The organism is Micromonospora sp. IBHARD004 (assembly GCF_052814115.1).
The window spans coordinates 1,919,775-1,938,606 of the sequence record NZ_CP199934.1; the positions used below are offsets into that span (position 1 = coordinate 1,919,775).

15 protein-coding genes, 5 tRNA genes and 2 pseudogenes are annotated in these 18,832 nt (G+C 74.3%); 15 read left to right on the forward strand and 7 right to left on the reverse strand.

Features of this window, described 5'->3' with window-relative positions:
• The first annotated feature begins 183 nt into the window (after positions 1-183).
• The 4 genes from ACTWO6_RS09435 to ACTWO6_RS09450 all read left to right on the forward strand — a co-directional run bounded on the left by ACTWO6_RS09435 (position 184) and on the right by ACTWO6_RS09450 (position 4,839).
• The gene (locus ACTWO6_RS09435; RefSeq protein ID WP_446219268.1) at positions 184-1,320 is read left to right on the forward strand and encodes an 8-amino-7-oxononanoate synthase; all 1,137 of its coding nucleotides are present in this window, start codon (positions 184-186) and stop codon (positions 1,318-1,320) included.
• Positions 1,321-1,615: 295 nt separating this feature from the next.
• Positions 1,616-2,347, forward strand: coding sequence for a dethiobiotin synthase (bioD, locus tag ACTWO6_RS09440; protein ID WP_446219269.1), 732 nt, complete (start codon positions 1,616-1,618; stop codon positions 2,345-2,347).
• 234 nt (positions 2,348-2,581) lie between these two features.
• The gene (locus tag ACTWO6_RS09445) at positions 2,582-4,165 is read left to right on the forward strand and encodes a sensor histidine kinase (RefSeq protein ID WP_446219270.1); all 1,584 of its coding nucleotides are present in this window, start codon (positions 2,582-2,584) and stop codon (positions 4,163-4,165) included.
• A 50-nt stretch (positions 4,166-4,215) separates the two neighbouring features.
• Positions 4,216-4,839, forward strand: a complete 624-nt coding sequence (locus tag ACTWO6_RS09450) for a response regulator (RefSeq protein WP_446220607.1) — start codon at positions 4,216-4,218, stop codon at positions 4,837-4,839.
• 35 nt (positions 4,840-4,874) lie between these two features.
• On the opposite strand, the gene ACTWO6_RS09455 is transcribed toward ACTWO6_RS09450, so the two are convergent.
• From ACTWO6_RS09455 to ACTWO6_RS09470, 4 genes are all read right to left on the reverse strand, one after another.
• On the reverse strand, positions 4,875-5,696 hold the full coding sequence (locus ACTWO6_RS09455) for an ABC transporter permease (protein ID WP_446219271.1): 822 nt from the start codon (positions 5,694-5,696) through the stop codon (positions 4,875-4,877).
• Positions 5,693-6,628, reverse strand: a complete 936-nt coding sequence (locus ACTWO6_RS09460; protein ID WP_446219272.1) for an ABC transporter ATP-binding protein — start codon at positions 6,626-6,628, stop codon at positions 5,693-5,695. Before ACTWO6_RS09460 ends, ACTWO6_RS09455 begins: the two co-directional genes overlap by 4 nt.
• A 186-nt stretch (positions 6,629-6,814) precedes the next feature.
• Positions 6,815-7,978, reverse strand: a complete 1,164-nt coding sequence (locus tag ACTWO6_RS09465) for a cytochrome P450 (RefSeq protein WP_446219273.1) — start codon at positions 7,976-7,978, stop codon at positions 6,815-6,817.
• A 9-nt stretch (positions 7,979-7,987) separates the two neighbouring features.
• A complete protein-coding gene (locus ACTWO6_RS09470) occupies positions 7,988-8,656 on the reverse strand; it encodes a class I SAM-dependent methyltransferase (RefSeq protein WP_446219274.1) in 669 nt (222 codons plus the stop codon).
• Positions 8,657-8,838: 182 nt separating this feature from the next.
• Between ACTWO6_RS09470 and ACTWO6_RS09475 the strand changes: the two genes are divergently transcribed.
• The 5 genes from ACTWO6_RS09475 to ACTWO6_RS09495 all read left to right on the forward strand — a co-directional run bounded on the left by ACTWO6_RS09475 (position 8,839) and on the right by ACTWO6_RS09495 (position 11,502).
• The gene (locus tag ACTWO6_RS09475; protein WP_446219275.1) at positions 8,839-9,693 is read left to right on the forward strand and encodes a hypothetical protein; all 855 of its coding nucleotides are present in this window, start codon (positions 8,839-8,841) and stop codon (positions 9,691-9,693) included.
• Positions 9,694-9,847: 154 nt separating this feature from the next.
• Complete coding sequence (locus ACTWO6_RS09480) at positions 9,848-11,014, forward strand: alkane 1-monooxygenase (RefSeq protein ID WP_446219276.1); 1,167 nt, start codon at positions 9,848-9,850, stop codon at positions 11,012-11,014.
• Positions 11,015-11,236: 222 nt separating this feature from the next.
• Positions 11,237-11,309: transfer RNA gene (locus tag ACTWO6_RS09485), tRNA-Gly, on the forward strand.
• A 34-nt stretch (positions 11,310-11,343) separates the two neighbouring features.
• Positions 11,344-11,414 (forward strand) — tRNA-Cys (locus tag ACTWO6_RS09490).
• Positions 11,415-11,427: 13 nt separating this feature from the next.
• Positions 11,428-11,502 (forward strand) — tRNA-Val (locus tag ACTWO6_RS09495).
• A gap of 71 nt (positions 11,503-11,573) precedes the next feature.
• Here the strand turns inward: ACTWO6_RS09495 and ACTWO6_RS09500 are convergent.
• The gene (locus tag ACTWO6_RS09500; protein ID WP_446219277.1) at positions 11,574-12,554 is read right to left on the reverse strand and encodes a helix-turn-helix domain-containing protein; all 981 of its coding nucleotides are present in this window, start codon (positions 12,552-12,554) and stop codon (positions 11,574-11,576) included.
• Positions 12,555-12,624: 70 nt separating this feature from the next.
• Between ACTWO6_RS09500 and ACTWO6_RS09505 the strand changes: the two genes are divergently transcribed.
• Positions 12,625-13,443, forward strand: coding sequence for an isocitrate lyase/PEP mutase family protein (locus ACTWO6_RS09505; RefSeq protein WP_446219278.1), 819 nt, complete (start codon positions 12,625-12,627; stop codon positions 13,441-13,443).
• Between the two features lie 103 nt (positions 13,444-13,546).
• Here ACTWO6_RS09505 and ACTWO6_RS09510 read toward each other — a convergent pair whose 3' ends face one another.
• A complete protein-coding gene (locus tag ACTWO6_RS09510) occupies positions 13,547-13,786 on the reverse strand; it encodes a DUF6458 family protein (protein WP_089010427.1) in 240 nt (79 codons plus the stop codon).
• Between the two features lie 193 nt (positions 13,787-13,979).
• On the opposite strand from ACTWO6_RS09510, the gene ACTWO6_RS09515 reads away from it, so the two are divergent.
• The 3 genes and pseudogenes from ACTWO6_RS09515 to ACTWO6_RS09525 all read left to right on the forward strand — a co-directional run.
• Positions 13,980-14,052, forward strand: a tRNA-Gly gene (locus tag ACTWO6_RS09515).
• A 61-nt stretch (positions 14,053-14,113) separates the two neighbouring features.
• Positions 14,114-14,188, forward strand: a tRNA-Val gene (locus tag ACTWO6_RS09520).
• Between the two features lie 264 nt (positions 14,189-14,452).
• Positions 14,453-15,297: pseudogene (locus ACTWO6_RS09525) on the forward strand (transposase); the annotation flags it as partial.
• 306 nt (positions 15,298-15,603) lie between these two features.
• On the opposite strand, the gene ACTWO6_RS09530 reads toward ACTWO6_RS09525, so the two are convergent.
• Positions 15,604-16,929, reverse strand: coding sequence for a polysaccharide pyruvyl transferase family protein (locus ACTWO6_RS09530; protein ID WP_446219279.1), 1,326 nt, complete (start codon positions 16,927-16,929; stop codon positions 15,604-15,606).
• A 358-nt stretch (positions 16,930-17,287) separates the two neighbouring features.
• Here ACTWO6_RS09530 and ACTWO6_RS09535 point away from each other — a divergent pair, with 358 nt between their 5' ends.
• Positions 17,288-17,428: a hypothetical protein gene (locus ACTWO6_RS09535; protein ID WP_446219280.1), complete on the forward strand. Its 141-nt coding sequence runs from the start codon at positions 17,288-17,290 to the stop codon at positions 17,426-17,428.
• Positions 17,429-17,453: 25 nt separating this feature from the next.
• Positions 17,454-18,766 (forward strand): annotated as a pseudogene (locus tag ACTWO6_RS09540) (transposase); the annotation flags it as partial.
• Positions 18,767-18,832: the final 66 nt, after the last annotated feature.

Genomic DNA, 18,832 nt, shown 5'->3' on the forward strand with positions numbered 1-18,832 from the left:
GGCTCGTACCCTACAAGGCCGCTCCGGGGTGGAGAAACGGCCGACGCCCGACGCTCGATCCGGGCACCAGCGGCGTCCGAGCAGCCCCGGCGGGGTGGCCCGCGCCACGCCGGGGCCGGCCGGCCGGGTGGTAACTTCGCCCGGCGGGAGCGCCCGTGGGTGCGGCGGACGAGGGGAGTGACGGTGGCGGACTGGCTGGCGGCGCTCGACCGTCGCGCCGAGCTGCGGGCCAGAGCGGGACTCACCCGCACCCTGCGCCCCCGCGCCGCCGGGGACGCCGTGGTCGACCTGGCCGGCAACGACTACCTCGGCCTGGCCACCCACCCCGAGGTCACCGCCGCCGCCGCGCGGGCGCTGTCCGGGTACGGGCTGGGGGCCACCGGGTCGCGCCTGGTGCGCGGCTCCACCGACGCCCACCACGCCCTCGAGGACACCCTCGCCGAGTGGCTCGGCACCGACCGGGCGCTGGTCTTCTCCTCCGGCTACCTGGCCAATTTCGCCGCCGTCCGCGGCGTCGTCCAGCCGCGTACGCTGCTCGTCTCCGACGCCCACAACCACGCCTCGCTGATCGACGGCTGCCGGATCTCCGGCGCGGAGACCGTGGTCACCCCGCACGCCGACGTCGACGCGGTGGCCGCCGCGCTGGCCGCCGCCCCCGGCCGGCCGGCCGTGGTGGTCACCGAGTCGGTCTTCTCCGTCGACGGCGACCTGGCCCCGCTGGCCGCGCTGCACGCCGTCGCCCGACGGCACGGCGCCCTGCTGCTGGTCGACGACGCGCACGCGCTCGGCGTGACCGGCCCGGCCGGCGCCGGCGGGGTGGCCGCCGCCGGCCTGTCCGGCGAGCCGGACGTGGTGGTCACCGCCACCCTGTCGAAGGCGCTCGGCGGCGCGGGCGGGGTGGTCGCCGGCCCCGCCGAGTTCGTCCGCCACCTGGTGGAGACGGGCCGGACGTTCATCTTCGACACCGCGCTGCCCCCGGCGGTCGCCGCCGGGGTCGCCGCCGCCGCGCGGCTCGCCCGCACCGGCGACGACCTCCGCGCCGAGCTGGCCGACCGGGCCGCGTTCGCGGTGCGGCGGCTCGGCGCGGCCGGGCTGACCGTCTCCGCCCCCGACGCGGCCGTGGTCTCGGTGACCGCCCCCGGCCCGGAGGCGGCGACCGCCTGGGCGGCGGACTGCCGCGACCGCGGGGTCGCGGTGGGCTGCTTCCGGCCGCCGTCCACCCCGGACAGCCGCTCCCGGCTCCGGCTGACGATCAGCGCCGGGGTGGCCCGGGCGGACTACGAGCGGGCCCTGGACGTCATCGTGGAGTGTGCGCCGTGAGCGCGAGGAGTGAGCCGGGTTTGCGAGCCCCGCAGTCGCGAACCGAGGTGGGCTCCGTGAGCGCGAGGAGTGAGCCGGGTTTGCGAGCCCCGCAGTCGCGAACCGAGGTGGGCTCCGTGAGCGCGAGGAGTGAGCCGGGTTTGCGAGCCCCGCAGTCGCGAACCGAGGTGGGCTCCGTGAGCGCGAGGAGTGAGCCGGGTTTGCGAGCCCCGCAGTCGCGAACCGAGGTGGGCTCCGTGAGCGCGAGGAGTGAGCCGGGTTTGCGAGCCCCGCAGTCGCGAACCGAGGTGGCACCATGACGGATGGCGGGTGGACCGGGCCGGTGCTGGTGACCGGCACGGACACCGGGGTGGGCAAGACGGTGGTGACCGCGGCGATCGCGGCGGCGGCGCAGGCCGCCGGGCTGCGGGTCGCCGTGGTCAAGCCGGGGCAGACCGGTACGGCCACCGGCGAGCCAGGCGACATCGACTCGGTGACCCGACTGGCCGCCCCGCTGACCGGCCGGACCCTGGCCAGCTACCCGGACCCGCTCGCCCCGCTCGCCGCCGCCCGGGTCGCTGAGCTGGAGCCGCTGGAGCTGTACGCGGCGGTCGACGCGGTGCGCGAGGAGGTCGACAAGCACGACCTGGTGCTCGTCGAGGGGGCCGGCGGGCTGCTCGTACCGATGGGGCTGCGGCCCTCGGGCGAGCCCTGGACGGTGGCCGACCTCGCGGTGTCGCTGGGCGCGCCGGCCGTGGTGGTGGCCCGCGCCGGGCTCGGCACGCTGAACCACACCGCGCTCACCCTGGAGGCGTTGGAGCGCCGGGCGGTCCCGGCCGGGGTGGTGATCGGCGCCTGGCCGGCGACGCCGGAGCTGGTGCACTGGACCAACCTGACCGACCTGGTGCCGAACCTGCTCGGCGCCCTGCCCGACGGCGCGGGCGGCATGGACCCGGGGGTCTTCCGCCGCTCCGCGCCCGGCTGGCTCACCCCGGCGCTGCACGGGGTGCTGGACGACTGGCGCACCTGGGCCGAGGAGATCAGCTAGGGTACGCCGCCACGGTCTCCAGGATCTCGTACGGCGGCTGCCGGCGCGGGTCCTGGTAGCGGCGCAGCGGCGCGGTGGTGCCCCGGTGCGTGGCGCCGGCGCTACGCCCCGGCCGCCCCGGTGCAGACCGCCCACCCCGGCTGACCGCCCCGCCCCGGTAGGCCGGTGGACACCGGCCGGGCACCTGACTTTCGTCGGTGTCCGGACCGGCCGCCCGTCGGTAGCCTGACCGCCGTGGAATCGCGGTGGTGGCGTCGCGCCCGCCTGCTCGGGGACCGGCGGCGGGTCGGTGACCTGCTGCTCTGGGCCGCGCTGGCCGCCCCGATCGGGTACGCCGGGATCACCCCACCCCGTCCGCCTTCCGCGTTGTTACTGCTGGTCGCCTCGCTGGCGCTGCTGGCCCTGGCGGTGGGGACCGGTCGGCGGCTGCCGCTGACCGCCCTGCTGGCGGTGGTGCTCGGCTCGCTCTTCGACGGCAACTTCGTCTTCGCCATCCCGGTCTTCAGCTACCTCGCCGGGCGGCGCGGCGCGGGGACCGCCCGGGCCGCCGGGGTCTTCGGGGCGATCGCGGCCGCCGGCACCGGGCTCAACCTCGGCCTGCTGGGCACCGGACCGGCGACCTGGTACCAGCTCGCGTCGGTGCTGCTCTTCGGCGGGGTGTTCCCCTGGCTGCTCGGCCGGCACCGGCGCCAGCAGCGGGCGTTGGCGGCGGCCGAGCGGCGGCACGCCGACGCGGTGGACCGGGAGCGGCGCAGCGCGGTGGACCGGGTCCGGTTGCGGGAACGGGCCCGGATCGCCCAGGAGATGCACGATTCGCTGGGCCACGACCTGAGCCTGATCGCGCTCCGCGCCGCCGCGCTGGAGGTCGCCGTCGACCTCGCCCCCGCGCACCGCGCCGCCGCCGGTGAGCTGCGCGCCAGCGTGGCCGCCGCCACCGAGCGGCTGCACGACGTCATCGGCGTGCTGCGCGAGGAGCGGGGCCGGGACCTCCGGCCGGCCGACGAGACCGTGACGGAGCTGGTGGAGGGGGCTCGCGACGCCGGGATGACGGTGGAGCTGCGGGCCGCGCCGGCCGACCTGGACCTGCCGCCGATGGTCGCGCACGCCGCGCACCGGGTGGTCCGCGAGGCGTTGACCAACGCCGCCCGGTACGCCCCCGGCGCTCCGGTCACCGTCACCCTGGCCCGGGCCGGTGACCGGGTCGACCTGCGGGTGGTGAACGCCCCGCCGGCGGCCCCGCCGCTGCCCGGCCCGCCCGCCCACGGCTCGGGTCTGCTCGCCCTGCGCGAGCGGGTCCGCCTCACCGGCGGGGTCCTCGACGCGGGCCCGCGCGACGGCGGGTTCGCCGTACGGGCCCGGCTGCCGCTGACCGCCGACGGGCCTGTGGGGGAGGCCGACGGGCCGGTCCCGGCGCCCGACGTCCCGGGCGGGTGGCCGGTCGACGGCCGGCCCGGGCCCGCGTCGGCCGACCCGCCCGGCGAGTCCGAACGACGGCTGCGCGACGCCCGACGCCGGGTGCGGCGCAGCCTGCTGATCGCGTTCGGCGCCCCGGTCACGCTGGGCCTGGTGCTGTCGCTGGTCTACTACCCGCTCGCCACGGCCGGCGCCGTGCTGGACCGTCCCGGTTACGAGCGGCTGCGGGTCGGCGACCCGCGCGCCGCACTGGGGCTGCCCCGGCGGCAGGCCGAGCCACCGGACGGCGCCCCGGCGGGCGGGTGCGAGTACTACACCGACGGCAACTTCCCCTTCGCGGAGCCGACCTGGCGGCTCTGCTTCGCCGACGGCCGGCTGGCCAGCAAGGAGCGGATCGCCCGGTGAGCGAGGACCGCGAGCGCCCGGTGCGGGTCGTGCTCGCCGACGACGAGGCCATGGTCCGGGCCGGGGTGCGGGCCATCCTGGCGGCGGACCCGGGGATCGAGGTGGTCGGCGAGGCCGCCGACGGTCGGGAGGCCGTCGAACTCGTCCGCGCCCACCGCCCCCGGGTGGCCCTGCTGGACATCCGGATGCCCAGGCTGGACGGGATCGGCGCGGCCGCGGAGATCCGGCGGCTGGTGCCGGAGACCGCCAGCGTCATGCTGACCACGTTCGGCGAGGACGACCACGTCGCCCGGGCGCTGGGCCACGGGGCGAGCGGGTTCCTGCTCAAGGCCGGCGATCCCCGCGAACTGCTCGCCGGGGTCCGGGCCGTGGCCGACGGCGGGGCGTACCTGTCGCCCCGGGTGGCCCGGCGGGTGATCGAGCTGACCGGCGGCCGGCTGGCCCGTGGGCCGTACGCCCGGGACCGGCTCGTCGGCCTGACCGAGCGCGAGCGGGAGGTGCTGGCGCTGGTCGGCGCCGGGCTGTCCAACGCCGAGATCGCCCGCCGGCTCCACCTGGTCGAGGGCACCGTGAAGAGCTACCTGACCAGCATCTTCACCCGGCTCGACGTGCGTAACCGGGTGCAGGCGGCGATCCTCGCGTACGAGGCGGGGCTGGTCCCGCCGACCGGCTGACCAGCCCCGCCTCTTCCCCGTCCGGGGCTGGCGGGTCAGGCGTCGCGCCGCCGGAGCGCGGCCCGGCCGAGGGCCAGCGCGGCGACCGCCCAGCCGGCGAGCAGCAGCAGCCCCACCGCCGCCGGGTACGGCTCGCTGTCCCCGGCCAGGAAATGCGTGTCGGCGACGCCGGGGAGGGCGTCGGCGATCCGGGTGAGCACGGTGATCCGCGGCTCCTGGAGCGACAGCGGCACGATCATCAGCACGGCGAGCAGCACGGTCAGGGTGAACACCGCGCCGCGCAGCGCCGCCGCGAGGCCCAGCGCCAGCACGCCGACCAGCGCCAGGTAGCTCGCGGTGGCCAGCACGTCGCCCAGCGTCCCGGCCATCGGGGCCCGGCCCCACCGGCCCAGCACCGGCCCGGCCACCAGGGCACCGACGCCACCGAGCAGCAGTCCGAACAGGAACGTCACGACCGCCACCACGACCGCCTTGGCCAGCAGCATCCGGCCCCCCGACGGGGTGCAGCGCAGCGTGGTCCGGATGGTGCCGGTCGCGTACTCCGAGGTGATGGCGAGCAGTCCCAGGGCCAGGACGGCGTACTGGGTGAGGTCCAGGGAACCGATCACGATGCCGCCGACGGTGCCGACGCCCGGGTTGTTGGTCGGGTCGTCGTCGGTGTTGGCGTTGACCGCGTAGATGGCGAGCTGACCGGCGGTGGCCGCCATCACCAGCACGCCGGCCAGCAGCGTCCACCAGGTGGACCGGACGGACCAGAGCTTGGTCCACTCGGCGGCCACCGCGCCGGTGAGCGGGCCGCCGGCCGGGGCGCGTCGGGACGCCGGCCGGGCGGGGGCGATCGTGCGGACGGTGCTCATCGGGCCTCGCTTCCGACGGTGCCGCCGGCGTACTCGACGCTGTCGGCGGTGAGTTCCATGAAGGCCTGCTCCAGCGAGCCGGTCACCGGGGTCAGCTCGTGCAGCCGGACCCCCAGCTCGTACGCCAGGTCACCGACCCGGCCGGCGGCGGCGCCGGAGACGGTCAGGCCGTCGGCGCCGTGCGGGGTGACCCTGGCCCCCTCGGCCGTCAACCGCTCACCCAGCGCGGCCAGCGCCGCGGGCTGCGGGCCGCGGACCAGGACCGCGGCGGTCGCGCTGGCGGCGATCAGCTCGGCGACCGGCGCGTCGGCGATCAGCCGGCCCCGGCCGATCACGACGAGCTGGTCGGCGGTCTGCTGCATCTCGCTCATCAGGTGACTGGAGACCAGGACGGTCCGCCCCTCGGCGGCCAGCGTGCGGGTCAGTCGCCGGATCCAGCGCACCCCGTCGGGGTCCAGGCCGTTGACCGGCTCGTCGAACAGCAGCACGGGCGGGTCGCCGAGCAGCGCGCCGGCGATGCCGAGCCGCTGCGCCATGCCGAGGGAGAGCGAGCGTCCCGGCTTGTCCGCGGCGCGTCCGTCGAGGCCGGTCAGACCGAGCACCTCGTCGACCCGGCGCGGCGGGATGCCGTTGCTGCGGGCCATGGCCCGCAGGTGCGCCCGGCCGGACCGGGCCGGATGGACGCCCGTCGCGTCCAGCAACGCCCCCACCTCGTGCAACGGGTGGCGCAGGGTCCGGTACGACCGCCCGTCGACCAGGGCATCGCCGGCGGTCGGTCGGTCCAGGCCGAGCACCATCCGCATGGTGGTGGACTTTCCCGCGCCGTTCGGGCCGAGGAAGCCGGTCACCCGCCCGGGCGCGATCTCGACGGTCAGGTCGTCGACCGCGGTCCTCCCCCCGAACCGTTTCGTCAACCCACGTAATGTGATCATGCGCCGACGGTACGAACCGCACCGGCCGCCGCACCGCTGCCGATCGTCGCCGACCGACCCCGACTTTCGTCAGGACCGCCGCCCCGCGCCGCACCCCCGCGCCGCGCCACACCTCGGGCGCCCGCGCTCCACAGGTGCCGCCGGAGGTCCCGGCAGCCGGAGCGGTCGGCCGCGGCGTCGGAGCGGTCAGGCGCGGCGGACGACGAACGCGTCCGGCATCCGGAAGGTCAGGTTGTCCGGGCACCACGGCGGCCGGACCACGGTCACCCCGTCGAGCAGCGGGGCCGCCTCGGTGACCATCACCGCCGCCTCCATCCGGGCCAGTTGGGCCCCCACGCAGCGGTGCGCCCCCGCCCCGAAGGCCAGGTGCCGGCGGGAACCGGGCTGGCCGGGCCGGAACTCGGCCGGGGCGGCCACCACCTCGGGGTCCCGGCCGGCCCGGGCCAGCCACGCCACGATGCTGGTGCCCGCCGGCACCGCCGTCCCGCCCAGCGTGGTGTCCACCGTGGCGACCCGCCGCCAGGTGACGATCGGCGGCTCCAGCCGCAGCCCCTCCTCGACCACGTCGGCGACGGCGACCTCGCCGGCGCGCAGCCCCGCGCGGACCTCCGGTTCGCCGGTCAGCCGATGCAGCAGCAGGGTGAGGAACTGCGAGGTGGTCTCCTGGCCGGCGACCAGCAGGAAGAACAGCGCGCCCACCACCACGTCGGGGGAGTGCCCGGCGGCCCGCAGCCGGGCGGCCAGCCCGCCGCCGGTGACGGCGAACGCCCGCAGCACGGTGTGGAACCGGCCGACCTCGGTGGCCAGCGCCCGCTGCCGCTCGGCGTCCAGCGGCGCCCAGAAGAGCTCCAGCGCGGCCCGGGCGAACTCCTTGACCGCGCCGACCGGGGCGTCCGGCAGCTCCACGAGCCGGGCCAGCACCAGCAGCGGCAGGTCGGCGGCGAGTTCGGTGTAGAGGTCGACCGGCCGTCCCGCGTCGAGGTCGGCGGCGAGCCGGTCCACCCGCTGCCGGACCAGCGCCGTCAGCCAGGGCTGCTGCGCCGCCACCCGGGTGGGGTGCAGCGCGTCGGCGACGATGCCGCGGATCTCCGGGTGGCTGGCGGCGGAGTTGTTGGCGAGGGTCGGCGGCAGCCGGAACCGGTGCCCGGCGAGCACCCGCAGGGCGGCCACCGGCAGCGGCGTCACCGCGTCGAGGGCGTTGTCCGGCCGGAACGTGACGGGGTCGGTGAGCACCCGCCGGACCAGGGCGTGCCGGGTGACCACCAGGTGACCGACGCCGACGTGGTCGACCGCGGTCGCCACGTCCGGCCACCGCCGGTCGACGGACTCCCCCCAGCCCCGGAACAGCACGCCGCCACGCTATCGGGCGGCCCCCGGCGGCGCGGGGTCCAGCTCCCAGACGGTGGTGTGCTTCACCCGTACGCTCTCCAGCGCCTCCGGCACCGGCACGTCGTACGCGGCCAGCTCGTGGAAGCGCTCGCGGGGCAGGAACGCCCGCCCCGGGTCGCCGACCAGCACCCGGGCCCCGGACCGGGCGGCCCGGAGCAGGAAGCGCAGCATCCGCCGCGCCATCGCATCGCTGTAGAAGACGTCCCCGGCGAGCACCACCTCGGCGCCGCCGGCGTCGCCGTCGAGGATGTCGCCGAACTCGGCGTCGACGCGTACCCCGTTGGCCTCGGCGTTGAGCGCGACGGCCGCGACGGCCCGCTCGTCGACCTCGACGGCGCGGACGGCCGCCGCGCCGGCCCGGGCGGCGGCGATGGCGACCAGGCCGGAGCCGGCGGCGAGATCGAGCACCCGGCGGCCGGCGACCAGCTCGGGGTGGTCGGTGACGTAGCGGGCCAGTCCCTGGCCGCCGGCCCACGCGAAGGCCCAGAACGGTGGCGGCTGGGCGCTGCGGAACTCGCCCTCGGTCAGTTCCCACAGGCCGATCGGCTCGTCGGCCTGGTGCAGCCGCACCTCGGGAACGAACGGGACCGGTGCGAGCCGGGCGTGCAGCCGGACGAAGGCCGCGGACAGGTCGGACACCCCGTGATTCTGCGCCGGCCGGGATTCCGGGCGTGTCGCGGGGCGGGCGTGACCGGTTCACCACTGTCCGTGAAATCGACCCTCGCGCTTGCCGGTCGGTGCGAACACGCCCGTCTGTCGGCTTGCCCCGCCCGCTCATAGCGTTGCCAGTTGGACGCGACCGACGGGAGGAGGAGGCGGTGGTGAGCGTGTGGCGGACCGCGCTGCGGATCGGGATGGTGTTGGGCTGTCTGTCGGGGGCGGGGCTGGGTGCGGCCGTGCCGGCGCGGGCGGCGGCCGGCTTCGCCACCGAGCTGAGCGGGCTGCCGGACGAGTTCACCGCGGGCAACCGGGTGGAGACCGTCTCCGCGGTGGTCTCCCGCTCCGACGGCGGCGGCTGCGTCAAGGTGCGCTGGTCGATGGTGCTCGGGGTGCAGGGCCTGCGGTTGGATCAGGTGAAGATGGACCGGGTGGAGGACAGCGGCTCCTTCCCGCTGGAGATCCGGACCGAGGGGGACGTGGCCCGGCTGACCGACCGTCAGCTGGACCCGGGGATCCTCTGCCCCGGGCGGACGGTCACCGCCCGCTACCTGGTGGCCTTCGCCGGGGACGTCACCCGGGGGCGGGTGAGCTTCGCCGCCGAGGCGTACGACGAGAACCTGCGTCTGCTGGCCCGGCAGACGGCGACGCGGCAGGTGATCGGGGAGGAGGCCGAGGCGACGCCGAGCGCGACGCCGGAGCCGACGGAGAGCTCCGCCGCGCCGAGCGACCCGGCCGCCTCGGCGCCGGTGTCGGACGATCCCGGCGCGGACGCGACGCCGAGCGACGAGGCGGTGGCCGAACTGCCGCCGCCGGATGCGGCGGGCCGGCCGGTGGCGCAGTCCGGTGGTTTCGGGGTGGTGCAGGGCGCCTTCCTCCTCGGCGGCCTGCTCCTCTTCCTCGGCGCGGGCCTGCTGTTGCGGCTGCGGCACCTGCTGCGCCCGGCCGGGGACGCGGCGGCCGGGGACGAGCCGGGCCGGGCCTTCGAGCGTCCGGCGCCGCGGGGGCGGTGGCGGTAGCGGGCCGCTGATCGGGGGTGGCCGGGGCCGGGAGGGAGATCCTCCCGGCCCCGGTGTGTCTCCGCGCCGAGTTGGTTTACAAAACACGACCTCTTGTAAAACGGCATGACGGCTGCCACAGTCTGGGGAGGAGTCAAGAGATCGGAGGCTGACGATGAGTACCGGCACCGACGCGACGCCCCTCGCCTGGCGCGACACCCGAAAGCCGCTCTGGCCGCTCGCCCTGCTCGTCCCGGTGCTGCCCTTCGTCGGCTGGCTGGGCTGGCACTCCACCGGCGGCGCCTGGGCCTGGTGGCTGACCCCCATGGTCGTCTTCGGGCTGATCCCGATGATCGACCTGCTGATCGGCGACGACCGGCGCAACCCGCCCGACGAGGCGGTGCGCCGCCTGCAGGCCGACGGCTACTACCGGTGGCTCACCTACCTCTACCTGCCCGCCCAGTACGCCGCCCTGGTCCTCTGCTGTGCGGTCTGGGCCCGGGGCGAGCTGTCCTGGCTGGGCGCCGCCGGTCTGGTCGCCACCGTCGGCGTGGTCAACGGCATCGCCATCAACACCGCCCACGAGCTGGGCCACAAGCGCGAGTCGGCGGAGCGCTGGCTCTCCAAGGTCGCCCTCGCGCCGACCGGGTACGGGCACTTCTACGTCGAGCACAACCGCGGCCACCACACCCGGGTCGCCACCCCGGAGGATCCGGCCAGCTCGCGGCTGGGGGAGAGCTTCTGGGCGTTCTGGCCGCGTACGGTCCGGGGCAGCCTGCGCTCGGCCTGGCGGCTGGAGACGAGCCGGTTCCGCATCCGCGGTCGCAGCCCCTGGACGTGGCGCAACGACATCCTCAACGCCTGGGCGATGACCCTGGTCCTCTACGCGGTGCTGGTGCTCGCCTTCGGCCCCGGGGTGCTGCTCTTCCTGCTGCCCCAGGCGGTGGTCGGCTTCTCGCTGCTGGAGGTGGTGAACTACCTGGAGCACTACGGGCTGGCCCGGCAGCGCATTGTCGCGGGCCGGTACGAGAAGGTCGACCCCCGGCACAGCTGGAACAGCGACCGGACGGTCACCAACGTCTTCCTCTTCCAGCTCCAGCGGCACAGCGACCACCACGCCAACCCGCTGCGCCGCTACCAGACGCTGCGCAGCTTCGACGCCTCGCCGCAGTTGCCGGCCGGCTACGCCACGATGCTGGTCGCCGCGCTGGTGCCGCCGGTCTGGCGGCGGGTGATGGACCACCGGGTGCTCGCCCACTACGGCGGCGACCTCGGGCGGGCCAACGTCCACCCGCCGGCCCTGCGCCGGCTGCGGGAGCGTCGGCGCCGAGGCCGACAGTAGTTTTCCGCAGGTCGCGACCGCTGATCCATCGGCACCTGTCGGTGCGAGCCCGGGTCCGGACCTGCCACCCAGGCTCCTAGGAAGCTTTAGAAGGGATGACCAGGCACCGGCCACGCCCGCCGCCACCACCACCCGGGACGCGCCGGGGGACCCCCCGAGTTGGCAACCGTTCCCGGCCTCGGCTAAAGTTCTCATCCGTCACCGGGAAACAACCGGGGGCACGCGGACGTAGCGCAGCTGGTAGCGCATCACCTTGCCAAGGTGAGGGTCGCGGGTTCGAATCCCGTCGTCCGCTCGGAGCTGCCGCCACGCATGTCGGGGGCAACCTCGGTGGAGTGGCCGAGAGGCGAGGCAACGGCCTGCAAAGCCGTGTACACGGGTTCAAATCCCGTCTCCACCTCGGCAGTTGACGAGGGCGATTGGCGCAGTGGGAGCGCGCTTCCTTGACACGGAAGAGGTCACTGGTTCAAACCCAGTATCGCCCACCAGTTGGATGAGCAGAAGGCTCGTCACCGGACATCGGTGACGAGCCTTCCTGTTTCTCCCAGTGCCCGCCCGCTCACCCCGGCGCGGTCAGCAGCGCCTCCGCGACGGGGGTCCGGTTGCTCAGCAGCGACCGGCCCGCCCGGTGCGTCACCACCAGGCCCGCGGCGCGCAGCGCGGCGAGGTGCTGGGACACGCCCGCGGGGGACATGCCCGTCCGCCGGGCCAGCTCGGTGGTCGACCGCGGCGCGTCCAGCTCGGCGAGCAGCCGGGCCCGGCCCCGGCCGAGCACGGCCCCCAGCGCGTCCGGCGCCGCCGGCGGGCACTCCCACAACGCGCCGAGGCCCCGGGCGGGGTACGCCAGCTGCGGCACGTCCCCCGCCGCGATGCTGAGCACGGACGGCCAGACGAAGACCGAGGGGACCAGGACCAGCCCGCTGCCGTCCGGCACGTCCGGGGCGGCGCAGTGCCGCTGGCTGATCAGCAGGGCGTCGCCCTCCCAGCGGACCCGCTCGTGCAGGTCGTTCAGCAGCCCGGCGGCGCCCGCCTCGGCCAGCCGGCGGGCCCGCCGGAACACCTCCGCGTCGAGCAGCGCCCGGATCCGGGGCCACTCCGCGGCCAGGGCCAGCCGCCAGTACGCCCCGATCTCCTCGGCGAGCCGGCGCAGCCCGTCCGCCGGGTCGGCGTACAGGGCGGCCAGCGCCGGCGGCCGGGCGCCGGGGTAGAGGTCGAGCTGGGCGCGGACCGTGCCGGGCGGGGTGGCGCGCAGCGCGGAGAGCTCCTGCCCCAGGTCGGGGGTGAGACCGGCCGGCGGCGGGGTGAGGAAGTCGGCCAGGTAGCCCGGCGCGGGCGGCACCAGCTGCCAGAGCAGCCCGCCGTCGGGGCCGGCCAGCCCGGCCTCGGCCAGGCGCGGCCGGACCCGGTTCACCCAGGGCAGGTGGACCGCGTGGTCGCCCGGGTCGCGGAGCACCCGCACGCTGGCGACGACCTCCCAGAGGCAGGAGAGGGCGAAGCGGACCCGGGCGACCGCATCCGCGGAGAGGCCGATCGCGACCACGGTGTCCTCCGTCGTTTCAGCTGGGACTGAAACAATACGGCCGGCGGCGGCGCGGACCCAGACTGGCCGGGTGAACGATCAACACATCCGAGCCCTGCACTTCCGTTCCCTGCACGTCCCCGGCGAGCCACTGGTCCTGGTGAACGCCTGGGACGCGGCGAGCGCCCGGATCGTCGCGGCCGCCGGCGCCCGCGCGGTCGCCACCACCAGCGCCGGGGTCGCCTGGAGCCTCGGCGCGCCGGACGGCGACGCGCTCGGCCGCGGGCCGGCCGTCGACCTGGTCCGGCGGGTCGTCGCCGCGGTGCCGCTGCCGGTCACCGCCGACATCGAGTCCGGGTACGGCGACACCGTCGACGAGGTCGCGGCGACCGTACGGGCGGTGGTGGCGGCGGGCGCGGTCGGCGTGAACGTCGAGGACGCCCGCCACGACGGGGGCGCGCCGTTGCGCGAGGTCGCGGACCAGTGCGCCCGGCTGGCCGCCGTCCGGGGGGCGGCGGACCACGCCGGCGTGCCGCTGTACGTCAACGCCCGGATCGACACGTTCCTGCGCGGCGCCGGCGGCGTCGAGGAGACGTTGGCGCGGGCCCACGCCTACCTGGCGGCCGGTGCGGACGGGGTGTTCGTGCCCGGGACGGTCGACCCGGAGACGGTGGCCGCCCTGGTCGCGGCCATCCCGGCCCCGCTGAACGTGCTGGTCGGGCCGGGCGCCCCGGCGGTGCCCGAGCTGGCCCGCCTCGGGGTGGCCCGGATCAGCCTCGGCTCCTCGGTCGCCGAGGCCGCGTACGCGGTGGCGCGCCGGGCCGCCGAGGAGGCGTTCGGTGCCGGGACGTACGACGCGCTGGCCGGCGCGTTCGACTACGGCGCGCTGAACGACCTGATGCGCGGCTGAAGCGGGGACACGAGGGGGTGCCGGCCGTGTCGGCCGGCACCCCCTCGTACGCGTGCCTGGTGACCCGCGACCGATCAGCCCCGTCGGTTCCGGGTCGGTCGGGTCACAGCGGCGGCCCGACGTCCCGGCGCTCCTCGACCCGCCGGTACTCGACCGGCTCGGCCGGGGTGACCACCTCGCGCCGGCGACCCCAGACCAGGGTCGTCATGATGAGGCCGAGCACGCCCGCGGCCATCAGGATCCAGCCGACGACGTCGAGGTTGACTCCACCGATGCTGGCGTCCAGCGCGAACGTGAGGATCGCGCCGACCGCGATCAGGAAGATGCTGGTACCGATTCCCACGACAGCCTCCTTCAGGGGACGTGGTGTGCTGTCGAGAGCAGTCAGTACCCAGGTGGTGAGCAGCGCAATCACCCGCCTGTTGCGGCGGTCACCCGGCAGCCCCGCCATCGCGGTGGTCGCGGGTGGGGGCGTCCGGACGGCGATCTTGTGATCGGGTAGAGTTCTGTCCGTTGCCGACGCAAGCCGGCGGCACGCGGACGTAGCGCAGCTGGTAGCGCATCACCTTGCCAAGGTGAGGGTCGCGGGTTCGAATCCCGTCGTCCGCTCGCGATCCGCCCCTCGCGGGGTCGACCGTCGCCGGTGCTGGTCTCGCCACCCGGCGCGCGCGGGCGATTGGCGCAGTGGGAGCGCGCTTCCTTGACACGGAAGAGGTCACTGGTTCAAACCCAGTATCGCCCACCAGCAAAATTCGGACATTTGCACTTCCTGAAGCCCGGCTCGATGAGCCGGGCTTCATGTTCCAGCATCAGCCAGGAGTCCGCCAGGGCAGGCTTGCCCGGTTAGCCCGGTGCGAACCGCATCGTGCATCGTCCCGGTCGCGCGCGGCGGAGGGCGCGCGATGGAGTCCTAGGAGACCCCTGAATAGTGCGGCGTGCCGTTCTACCGATTTAATCGGGTTTGGTCGATAATTGGTGGGTGCAGGGTAGATCCGGTCTCGACCGCGAGTTGGTGGCCGGTCAGGACGTCGAGCCCGCCGAAGGCAGCGATGGCACCGACGGCAGGTGGCGCATCGCCCGCCGGGTCGTGGAGAACCGGGTGATCAGCGTGATCGACCCGCAGGCGCGGCACGCGCACAAGACCGTGCATCACCGCCAGGACGGGTTCAAAGCGCATGTCGCGGTCGAGCCGGACACCGGGCTGTTCACCGCCGGGGAGGTCACCGAGGCAGCCGGCGAGGACAACCACGAGGCCGTCGTCGGCCTCGCGTTGCTCGACGACGAGGAGCCCGGCGAGTTGGAGGTGCTGGGCGACTCGGCCTACGGCACCGGCGACGCCCGCGCCGCCCTCACCAAGAAAGGGCACACCGCGATCATCAAACCTGTGCCGCTGCGTCCCGCGGTGACCGGCGGGTTCACCCTGGACGACTTCACCACCGACGAGGCCGCCGGTACTGTCACCTGCCCCAACGGGCTAACCCGGCCGATCACCCCGAGCCGCACCGTCACCTTCGGCGCCGCCTGCCGCGGCTGCCCGCTACGCGCCCGCTGCACTACATCGAAGACCAGCCGATCGTTGACCCTGCACCCACACGACGCGCTGCTACCGCCCGCCGCGACTGGTCCACCAACCCTGACCTACAAGCGACCTACCGCCAACACCGGCCCATGGTCGAACGCTCCATCGCCTGGCTGATCGGACCCAAAGGACGCTGCCGCAAACTGCGCTACCGCGGCGTCGCCGCCAACGACTTGTGGCTGCAGACCCGCATGGCAGCCCTCAACCTCCGCCGCCTGACCAACCTCGGCCTGCACCACCAGCACGGCACCTGGACACTCGCCCCGATCGCGTGACACCCAACCGACCCCCACATCCGGCCGCTTGACCGCCGCCGCCGACCCGGGACATCCTGACCAGTGGTGGGCGGGTGACCACGTTGTCGACCCCCAGGGTCTGACCTTCACGCCGCACAGACGGCCTTGTCGGCACCCGCCCACCCCTCAACACCCCTTGTTCAGGGGTCTCCTAGGTGATGTTGACGCTCTTCGCGCGAAGGACGGCAGCCCGAATCTCGGCCACCTGCATCTACCCCCTCACGGGCGTCGGCTGTGTCAGTCGCTGGCGTCCGCGTGATCGAGGGTTTGAACCGCGTACGACGGTCAGCGCCGCAGCATCCGGCGGACCCGGCCGCCCACCGCCTGCTTGACCTGCTCGCGCAGTGGCTGCGCGCGGCGTGCCGTGATCTTCTGCTGGAGGGTCTGGTTCTCCTCGCGCAGCCGCTGGATGCGCGTCAGCAGTTCCTCGGCGGTGTGGGCGGAGGCCGGCCGCACCGCCTGCGGGTAGACGGTTTCGCGAACCTGCCGGTCGAAGCGGGTGGCGCTGTCCCCGTCGGCGAACGACAGGCCGAGGTCGTGCTTGGCGAGGAACGCGGTGATCCGTGCGAAGCGCTCCTTGTGTCCCTCATTCAGGGCCGTGTAGTCGGCTTCCTCGTAGAGTTGGGCGGCGTCGACGTCGGGCGGTACGTCGCGCATCAACCGGTGCGGGATGTCGAAGTAGCGGGCCAGCTCCAGGGTGCGCGAGTCGTGCGCGAGGAGATACCCGGGGGTGCCGGAGATCAGCGCCGTGATGGTGCCGTGGATCCGGGTGCCGAAGGCGAAGTCGAATCCGGAGAGATACTCCATCCAGGGCCACGGGTCCACGAACATCCGCACCTTGTCCTCGACAAAGAACGGGTGTGAGGTGTAAACCGGCATGTCGTCGGTCTTGCCGCGATACTTCGGTACGTCGCCGTAGAGCAGGGCGCCGAGGGTGGGGAGGCCCTGCGCCACGTAGCGCACGTTCGGGTAGCGCCGGTGGTGGTGGCGGACGATCGGGGCCAACGCGCGGACGTATGGCGAGATCACGAGCGCGAGCCGATCCTCGGTGCCCAGGGCCGCCTTCGCCTTCTCGACCCGCAAGCTGTCGCCGTGCAGGAACATCGACGGGCAGCCGATCTGCTCGACGGCGGAGAAACCCAGCGTACGCAGGTAGTTTTCAGTGATCTCACCGCGTACGCCGATGCTGTGCGAGCGGTCCAGCACCGCCCGGCAGAAGGCGCTGACCGGCTCGTCGATCGGGCGCAGGTACTCGCGGTTGCCGTCCACGTCGGTCTGCACCCCGACCCCGAGCACCACCACCGGGATCTTCAGCCGCTCGATCAGCCGGGTCATCGACACCAGCCGGCCCGCGTAAGTGTGGCGAAACGCGTTGGCCAGCGGGATCACGAGGACGTCGTACTTCTCGTTGATCTCGTCGGCGGCGCGCGCGTTCGCCCGGAACCGCGACGGGGTGATCTCCGCCGCCGAGGTGGCGAGTAGCTTGTACGCGGCGTGGCTGAAGACCAGGTTGCCGCTGTTCTTGCCGATCCAGTCCCGCTCGTAGGTTTCCTCGGGGGTGAGGACGTCGAACGGGCCCTTGCGGGCGCGCAGCAGGATCCGCTGGTGCATCCGGGGTGTCCACCTCTCGTCCCGGACGCCACGGCGCCCGGCGAGGCCGAAGCGGCGCGATCGGCCGGTGCACGGCCCCGTTCCGTGCAGGAGCAGAGATCCTATGCCATCTCCACGCCGGTCCGGATCCCACTTGCCGGCTGTCACGTCGGCCCGAAGGTGGACGCGCGTCCTCAGCTTCCCATCGCAAGTGCCAGCGGACGACTACCAAAACCATGGCACGCCGAACTCCGATGCCGGGGTCTTGCGCGGCAATGGCCCGATGCCTACTTCCTTGCAGTGCAGGTCAACGACGGGTACGTGACGATCGAGGGCGACTCAGCGGGCCCTTCGGGGTCTGGCCGTCCAGTTGTTGTCCTTGGCGCAGGACGGAGGGCCACCGGGCAGAGCACACGATCTGGACGGACAGCTACCTGCTGAACTGGAGCCAGGCTCGGCCCCATTGGTCCTGCTCCGGACGTCAGGCACGCCAATAGGTGAGCCTCGGCGGCCAAGGTGACGGAATCCCCCCTCGGCTGCGGTGTGACCTGCGGTGGAAGGTGGCGTGTGGTCTGCCCATCGACCACGAGGGGTTCCATCCCACGACGTTGACGGTGTGGCGTAACCGGCTACGTGCCTCGGACCGGCCGGAACGGATCTTCGAAGCGGTGCGGACGGTGACCGCCCAGACCGGAGTGTTGCGGGGTAGGACCCGTCGGGCGTTGGACTCGGTGGTGCTCGACGACGCGGTGGCCACGCAGGACACCGTCACCCAGTTGATCGCGGCGGTGCGGCGGGTGCGTCGTGAGGTGCCCGCCGCCGCGCAGGTGATCGCGCAACACTGCCATGCCCATGATTGGGACGATGCTGGTAAGCCGGCGATCGCCTGGGACGACAGGGCCGCCCGTGACGCGCTGGTGTCGGCTCTGGTCAACGACGCGAGCCTGCTCGTGGACGCCTTACGCGAGGCCGAGCTGGACCAGCAGGGGTCGCGGGCGCTCGCCCTGCTGGCGTTGGTGGCCGGTCAGGACGTCGAGCCCGCCGAAGGCAGCGATGGCACCGACGGCAGGTGGCGCATCGCCCGCCGGGTCGTGGAGAACCGGGTGATCAGCGTGATCGACCCGCAGGCGCGGCACGCGCACAAGACCGTGCATCACCGCCAGGACGGGTTCAAAGCGCATGTCGCGGTCGAGCCGGACACCGGGCTGTTCACCGCCGGGGAGGTCACCGAGGCAGCCGGCGAGGACAACCACGAGGCCGTCGTCGGCCTCGCGTTGCTCGACGACGAGGAGCCCGGCGAGTTGGAGGTGCTGGGCGACTCGGCCTACGGCACCGGCGACGCCCGCGCCGCCCTCACCAAGAAAGGGCACACCGCGATCATCAAACCTGTGCCGCTGCGTCCCGCGGTGACCGGCGGGTTCACCCTGGACGACTTCACCACCGACGAGGCCGCCGGTACTGTCACCTGCCCCAACGGGCTAACCCGGCCGATCACCCCGAGCCGCACCGTCACCTTCGGCGCCGCCTGCCGCGGCTGCCCGCTACGCGCCCGCTGCACTACATCGAAGACCAGCCGATCGTTGACCCTGCACCCACACGACGCGCTGCTACCGCCCGCCGCGACTGGTCCACCAACCCTGACCTACAAGCGACCTACCGCCAACACCGGCCCATGGTCGAACGCTCCATCGCCTGGCTGATCGGACCCAAAGGACGCTGCCGCAAACTGCGCTACCGCGGCGTCGCCGCCAACGACTTGTGGCTGCAGACCCGCATGGCAGCCCTCAACCTCCGCCGCCTGACCAACCTCGGCCTGCACCACCAGCACGGCACCTGGACACTCGCCCCGATCGCGTGACACCCAACCGACCCCCACATCCGGCCGCTTGACCGCCGCCGCCGACCCGGGACATCCTGACCAGTG